This window comes from Polaromonas sp. P3_C2 (assembly GCF_056402675.1).
The window spans coordinates 1-1,091 of record NZ_JBFUGX010000997.1 but is presented as its reverse complement, the minus strand read 5'-3'; the positions used below and the strand labels follow the sequence as shown (position 1 = coordinate 1,091).

Annotated in this window: 1 protein-coding gene and 1 pseudogene; both read right to left on the bottom strand. The window is 60.9% G+C overall.

Translation table 11 applies throughout. From position 1 onward, the window contains the following. On the bottom strand, positions 1-916 hold a 916-nt coding region (locus tag AC1DWI_RS24110; protein ID WP_477726034.1), incomplete at its 3' end, for an alpha-E domain-containing protein. 2 nt (positions 917-918) lie between these two features. Continuing rightward, positions 919-1,091 (bottom strand): annotated as a pseudogene (locus tag AC1DWI_RS24105) (circularly permuted type 2 ATP-grasp protein); the annotation flags it as partial.

Sequence of the window (1,091 nt, the reverse complement as noted above, 5' to 3'; positions counted from 1 at the left end):
GCTCGTTCACGCGGTCCAGGAACTGCGTCAGGAAGGCGTGCAAGCCCGTTGCGAGGATTTCGTCGATGCGTGCGTATTGCAAATCAGCCCGCAATTTGCCGGCGCGGCGCTGGGTTTCGCTGCTGGTATCGCTGGTCACCATGGCAAGGTTGCTCATGACTTCGTTCAGGCAGGCCAGCAGGGAGCGCGGCATGTCGGCGCGCAGGATCAGCAGCTCGGCCACGCGCTCGGGTTTGATGACGTCGCGGTAGACCTTGCGGTAGACCTCAAAGCCCGAAACACTGCGCAGGATGGCGCTCCAGTGGTAGAAGTCGTATTCCTGATCCTTCTCGCCGGCCATGCCGAGGAAGTCGTTCTGCACGGCGTGGAACTTCACATCCACCAGCCGCGCGGTATTGTCGGCACGCTCAAGAAAGGTACCGAGCCGCAGGAAGTGAAAGGCTTCGTCCTGCAGCATGGTGCYCAGTGTCACGCCGCGCGACAGGTGCGAGCGGAACTTGACCCATTCAAAGAACTGGCCCGGGTCGCGCTCGAAGTCGCCGCTGCGCAGCATGCGGATGACCTCGAGGTAAGTCTGGTTCTGCGTTTCCCACACTTCGGTGGTCAGCGTGCCGCGCACGGCACGGGCGTTTTCACGGGCGTTCTGCAGACAGGAAATGATGCTGGACGAGTTTTTCTCATCACGCACCATGAAGTCCATCACGTCGCGCGGATTGATGGTGTCGCCGTACTTGGCGGCAAACGAAGGCTTGAGCTCACTGATGCTGAGCAGGCCCTGCCAGCCGGCCTGCACCAGTGCATCGGACTGCGGCAGCAAAGAGGTCTGGTAGTTCACATCCAGCATACGCGCTGTATTCTCGGCCCGCTCGGTGTAGCGCGACATCCAGAAGAGGTGGTCTGCAGTGCGTGACAACATGATTATTTTCCTCCCCGGGATTGCGACTGCGATTGGGACTGGTACTGCATGGACGAGCCGTCCTGCAATATCCAGGTGTCCTTGGTGCCGCCGCCCTGCGACGAATTGACCACCAGCGAGCCGTCTTTGAGCGCCACACGCGTGAGGCCGCCCGGCACCATCTGCACTTCTTTAC